Below are 5,611 nucleotides of genomic sequence, written 5' to 3' on the forward strand. Positions count from 1 at the left end.
TGGAAGCCATGGCGATGTCCTGTCTCGAATCGACTGTCAGTGTAGGAAAACAGACTGCAAGTATAGCTGCGAAATACCAAAAAGCGCCAGACGTGCCGCGATGATTGACAAGCGGAATTGGGCGGGACACAATCGCGCTGTATCTCGCTGCTTTACTCTGGCGAGATCCCCGTTCGGTAACCCCGTCGCCGGCCCGCGTGCCCGATCCATCGGTCCGCAGCCCTCGACACCTCTTGCGGAAAGGACCGAGAAGATGAAGAAGACCTTCGTCGACGTGCTGCTCGAACTGCCGGTGGACGCGACCCTCAGCACTTTCCTGGCCTCGCACGGCCTGCCCGTGGCCGCCGATTTCGACTGGGAGGACACGCCGCGCACCTCGCAGGCACTGGTGGAGGCCGTTCGGGCCTGGCCCGACGTCGCCGCCCGCGACCGTCTGATCGGCAACCTCATGGCCAGCGTCCAGTTGGCCGACCCGGCCGGCAAGCAGGCGATGTTCCAGGCCGCCGCCGGGGACGGCGCCGCGCTGCTGGGCCTGGTGGGATGCCGGAGCGACACCCACCGCTCCTTCTGGCTGTATGCCCGCCACCCGGCGCTGTTCGAGCGGGCCTGTGAGTTCGACTACCTGGAGCGCCACGGATCGCAAGCCCAGCAGCACGACCTCGGCGTGAAGCGCCGGCCGAACACCTCGGATGCCGCACTGACCGCGCTGCGCCAGGCCATCTCGGCCTTCTATCAGCGCGAACTGCAGTGCGGCGACGGCAGCGTGGCTTACCTGGTGGAACGCAGCCCCGGCGTGTTCCTGCTGACGGTCCACGTCAAGGACCTGGCCATGCTGCGCCTGGAGTTCGAGGGCGCCCATCTCACCCGTCGCGTCGGCAACCCGAACATCCACATGGTGTTGGAGTACGCCGTCGCCACCGGGGTCGTTCGCACCCTCGTGCGCGGTGGCGCCAAGTACCACCAGATGCTCGTGGACGCCTTCGCCGAGCACCTGCTGGGCGTCAAGGTGGACGCGCACCGCATCAAGCCGCCGACGCTGGACCTGTCGGTCTTGCGCCTGGGCTTCGACGTGCCGCAGGCCGTGGCGGACGGTTTCGTGGCGCTGCAGGTCAAGTCCATCTCGGTGTTGAGCCCGAGCACGGCACTGAAGCTCGATTGCACGGCGATGGCCTCCAGCGAGCAGCGCTGCGTCACCGAACTGCTGCGCGAGGAGTTCCCTGGTGAGGACCCGCTGGCCCGCGGCTGGTTGATCACGGCGGCACGCATCAACCTGTACTACCCGCCCGAACCCGGAAAGGCGCGTTCCAAGGTCGTCACGGTGGAGGTGACGCGTCGCGGACGGCTGAACCTGCACAAGTTCGATGCCGCGTTGCAGGCGCAGTTGGAGGGCTACCTGGTCTCGCTGGGCATCTTGCAGCCCGGGCAGACGCTGAACGTCCGGGAAGCGCCGCCGGAAGCGGGAACTGCCAATCCTGAGCCGCATCCCTCCTCGATTGGCGAGGACTGATCGGTGGCCACGCACGACGCCTGGGCCTTGGTGTGCCGCTTGTTCGCGGGCGGCACGCCCATCCTTCGAGCCGCGCTCTCTCCCCGCGAGAGCGCCGCCTTGCCGGCCCTCGGGCAGGCGGTGAAGCCCACGGCCCTGGACCAGCGGTTCGTGCTGTGCCCCTACTGCCACCAGCACCGGGCGCAGGTCTGGGGTGACGGTCGCGGCGGCCGCACGTGCCATTGCCCGGAGTGCGGGCCGGTGGCCGTCGCGGCCGACGACGCGGTCGCGTTGAGGTTGGACGAGGACTGGCTGCGCCGAAAGCTGCGGCTGGCGCTTTCGATCGAGAGCCGCGACGGCATCGACGCCCTCGGCGATGGCGTGTGGCGCCTTGGCGATTCCCGGCGCTCGCCAGTCCTGTTGGCGCGCGATCTGATCCGGCTATGGCGCGAGCCGGCCCTGCTGGAGCGGGTGCGGGTCGCAGGCGGGCCGATCCGCGTCATCACGCCGAAGCCGCGCGAGACGCACGGGGCGCCCTTCGGCCCGGGCGTGGAGTGGTTGGCTCTGGAGGATCGCTTCGCCTTCTACGGAGGCGGCATCTCGTTCATCGCCCCGACGGGAGAGCCGCCGGCAGCACAGGCCAGCGATCCAAGGACGCCGGTGAAGGGGCCTTTCTCGGCGGATTTCCGCTGGGTCACGCTGCCCGACTGGCCGGACGGGCCAATCCGGCTCACCGATGGTCAGACGAAAGTGTTCAAATCCCTTTGGTCTTTGAAGGGCGAGCCCGCCACGGCAGAGCGCATCATGCAGCGTGCCGGCCTTGATAGTGACAAGTTGGTCGACGTGTTCAAGGTTAAGGCCAGAGATAAACACAAGGCGGATGCTGCGGGAGCGAAACACGCCTACGACACGCTTGTTTCCAAGAGGAGACGAGAGGGACTGTATTGGATGCCGTGCTCAGATGAGCACGCGGAGCAGTAAAAGGAGTCGACATGTATCGAAGCGACCGCAACTACCTCTTTTCAGAGGGCGACCTTGCAGGGGTACTGGATGCGAATAAGTGTCGTATCCGCGAGTTGGTCGAGGCCATACCCCGAGAGCAATTCTTGGCAACAAGCACGGACACGCTTTGCGAGCACATCGTGGCCCAATTAGCAGTCGCCCCACTGGTGCTGCACGAAGACAAGATGACGATGGAGCATGCAGAGACAAAAATCGACGTAACGCACCGCTTTGAGTACGGTGGATCGCTTGATGGTCGCCCCGTCATGGCCGACGGTCACTTGCTGAAGTTCTACGTCCCATTTTCTGGCGACCACGATCTTTGGCGACTTCGGCCTAGCACCTTCAGCTTGAATCCACCTCGTGGTGATATCGACGCGAGACGAAAGCTGCTGACGCTGTCCTTCGCCAATACCAGTCAGACAGAACAGACTTGGTTCAAACAGCAACTGGAGAGCACGTTGGCCAGCATTCGTCAAAGCATCGCTACGCAATCGAACCAGATTCAGAGGTACAACGCCTCTTTGCCCAAAGCGGTACAGGAGGCGGTTGCGTACCGCCGAGATCAGATCTCCAAGCTACACGGACTGGTTTCTGCGTTCGACATCCCTCTGGTGCGCAAGCCGGGGATGCCGGAATACAAGCCCGTTGACGTAAGCCCGCGAAAACAGATCCAGCTGCCCAAAGTGCCGGTGGCGGGGTTCAAACCAGAACCAGCAATAGCCGACGATCTGTATGAGGCGATCCTCGCCAACATTCGCCACATGGGGGCAACCTTTGAAGGTACGCCCCAGACGTATCAGGCGCTTGGTGAAGAGGGCCTGAGAGACATTCTCTTGGCTAGCCTGAACAGCGTTTATCAAGGACGCGCTGCCGGAGAGGTCTTCCGTCACTACGGCAAGACCGATATCCGTATAGAAGAAGAAACCCGTTCAGCGTTCGTGGCCGAGTGCAAGCTGTGGGGAGGCGAACAAGTGCTGGTAAGCGCGCTTGAGCAATTGCTGGATTACCTGACATGGCGCGACTGCAAAGCATCGCTCGTACTCTTCAACAAGGGGGTCGCTGGATTTGCAGGCATACAGGAGACGATCACGGCCTCGTTGAGAGCCCACTCGAACTTCTTGCGGGAAAAGTCGGGACAGCCTGCCGGCGAGTGGCGCTTCGTGTTTCGATCCCGCGAAGATGCCGGACGGGAGGTCACAGTCCACGTTTTCTGCTTCAACCTCTTCGTTGCCCCTGCCAAGGCGGGACGGCGGCGTTAGTGCGACTCTGGCGACTCTCGGTTCACATGAGGCTTTGCATCACCAAGCGTGCCGGGCAACCTCCCGCAACGACGCATACACAGGTCATTGACGCGCAAGGCCTTCTGCGTGCGCTCCGGCGAGGAAGTTGGCGCAGGTTTTGAGAGAAGAGAGGGCGGATCAGAGTCGAACCTGCCCCATTCAGGCGCCCCCGGCAATGGGACGCAGCACACGCAGAACCGGCCTGAACCCCGCGCCGCGGCGGGGGCTCGCAAACGAAAACGCCCAACCGGAGAGGGTTGGGCGCTGAAAAGTGGTGGTGCAGACGCGACCGGAATCCAACCCACTCTCTCAACGATTGAGCAATCCCGGGCAATCCTGCGGGTTGTTGTGGACGCAATGGCCTCGGCAATGAACGCCGGTCAGTCAGTGCAGGGCGGACTCTCACCTTGTGCGGCGCCGATTGACCGGTAGCGTCGCAGCCTACCATCGAGTGGTTAGCCCCAGCTATGACCGATGGCCCGCCAGCGCGTGTTGGTCAACGAGTTGGCCCGACATCCGCTGGCGTGCAGTTCACGAATTGAATCGAGTAGTCAACCGCCGGAATGACCCTGACGGAGAAGACCATCGAGTCGAGCGACCTCGTTGCCGTTGGCTGTAATCTTCTGGCCATCGACCGTTTCGAGCGATTGCCCCTCTTTCAGGTTGATAGCCCGTCCGAACTTGTCTTCCAGCGCCGTCTTGCCGTCCTCGAATACATACAGGGTTCCACCGTCCTTGAGGAGGAACATTTTCTTGGCGCTGGCCGCTGCCGCGTCACCAGCGAACGATGGGGTTACGATGGCGCTCAGCACGGTGGCGGCGACAACAGCGGTAATCCTGGCTTTCATCTCTACACTCCTTTCAATCAAACGTGAAGGCATTTCTGTCAATGCCTTGTGCGACTGCACAGTATGTATTCTGCGAAGCCACCGCTGACGGGAAGATGAGACGGCCGTTACGTATATGTCAGATTCCATTCGGGATGGGATCGGGATTAATCGTGTGCCAATCTCAATGCATTCCTGCTCACCAAGGCGGGGCGCGGACTCATCGCCACATCGGTGCAAGTGCTTATGGCGATGCCGACTGGGCGCCAAGTGCGGTATCGGTGTGAGGCGGCTCAGGTGCCGTGGTCGAGAGCATTCCAGGCCTCGATAGGGATCAGGTGTCCAACGTCGGGTGGCAACCGATACGACAGACCCAGCGATCTGGGAGTGCAACCAGCACCCACCACGGCACGCGCGACGATCCTCGTGTTCAGACAAGACGGACGCCGCGCAAACGCAGCGCATTGCCGATCACCGATGCGGAGCTGAAACTCATCGCCAGGGCGGCGATCAACGGTGAAAGCAGCCAACCGGTGAGCGGATACAGCACGCCGGCCGCAATGGGAATGCCCAGTGCGTTGTAGAGAAAGGCGAACATCAGGTTCTGCTTCATGTTGCGGACCGTGGCCACTGACAAGGCGCGCGCCACCGCAATACCGCGCAGGTCACCCTTGACGAGCGTGATCTGTGCGCTGTTCATCGCCACGTCGGTGCCGGTGCCCATGGCGATACCGACGTCGGCCTTTGCCAAGGCCGGGGCATCATTGATGCCGTCACCAGCCATCGCAACGATACGCCCCTCGCGCTGCAGCCGCTCCACCAGTTGCAGTTTGTCGGCGGGCTTGACCTCGCCATGCACCTCATCGATGCCCAAGCGCGCCGCCACGGCCTTGGCCGTGGTCAGACCGTCGCCCGTGGCCATGACGACGCGCAAGCCCTCCGCGCGCAACGACGCCAGCGCTTGCGGTGTGGTCTTCTTCACCGGGTCGGCGACGGCCAGGACTGCGGCGAGC

At 63.0% G+C, this 5,611-nt stretch carries 5 protein-coding genes; 3 read left to right on the forward strand and 2 right to left on the reverse strand.

The window, feature by feature from the left end:
• Positions 1–253: 253 nt before the first annotated feature.
• From F615_RS19020 to F615_RS0116955, 3 genes are read left to right on the forward strand one after another with little or no spacing between them, the layout of a single operon-like run.
• Positions 254–1,507 (forward strand): hypothetical protein, encoded by a 1,254-nt coding sequence (locus F615_RS19020; protein WP_019562335.1) that lies wholly within the window; start codon positions 254–256, stop codon positions 1,505–1,507.
• 3 nt (positions 1,508–1,510) lie between these two features.
• Entirely contained in the window at positions 1,511–2,467 is a 957-nt protein-coding gene (locus F615_RS0116950; protein ID WP_019562336.1) for a hypothetical protein, read from the forward strand.
• 11 nt (positions 2,468–2,478) lie between these two features.
• Positions 2,479–3,750: a hypothetical protein gene (locus F615_RS0116955; RefSeq protein ID WP_019562337.1), complete on the forward strand. Its 1,272-nt coding sequence runs from the start codon at positions 2,479–2,481 to the stop codon at positions 3,748–3,750.
• 572 nt (positions 3,751–4,322) lie between these two features.
• Here F615_RS0116955 and F615_RS0116960 read toward each other — a convergent pair.
• Both F615_RS0116960 and F615_RS0116965 read right to left on the reverse strand, forming a co-directional pair.
• Positions 4,323–4,619: a CopK family periplasmic copper-binding protein gene (locus F615_RS0116960; RefSeq protein WP_019562338.1), complete on the reverse strand. Its 297-nt coding sequence runs from the start codon at positions 4,617–4,619 to the stop codon at positions 4,323–4,325.
• 409 nt (positions 4,620–5,028) lie between these two features.
• The coding region (locus F615_RS0116965; RefSeq protein ID WP_026330408.1) for an HAD-IC family P-type ATPase at positions 5,029–5,611 on the reverse strand (583 nt) is incomplete at its 5' end.

The organism is Caldimonas manganoxidans ATCC BAA-369 (assembly GCF_000381125.1).
GTDB classification, from domain to species: domain Bacteria; phylum Pseudomonadota; class Gammaproteobacteria; order Burkholderiales; family Burkholderiaceae_C; genus Caldimonas; species Caldimonas manganoxidans.

What these genes read in the sequence shown, in the direction of transcription:
- F615_RS0116960 (WP_019562338.1), bottom strand. Translation starts at nt 4,619, where the DNA reads ATGAAAGCCAGGATTACCGCTGTTGTCGCCGCCACCGTGCTGAGCGCC.
- F615_RS0116955 (WP_019562337.1), top strand. Translation starts at nt 2,479, where the DNA reads ATGTATCGAAGCGACCGCAACTACCTCTTTTCAGAGGGCGACCTTGCA.
- F615_RS19020 (WP_019562335.1), top strand. Translation starts at nt 254, where the DNA reads ATGAAGAAGACCTTCGTCGACGTGCTGCTCGAACTGCCGGTGGACGCG.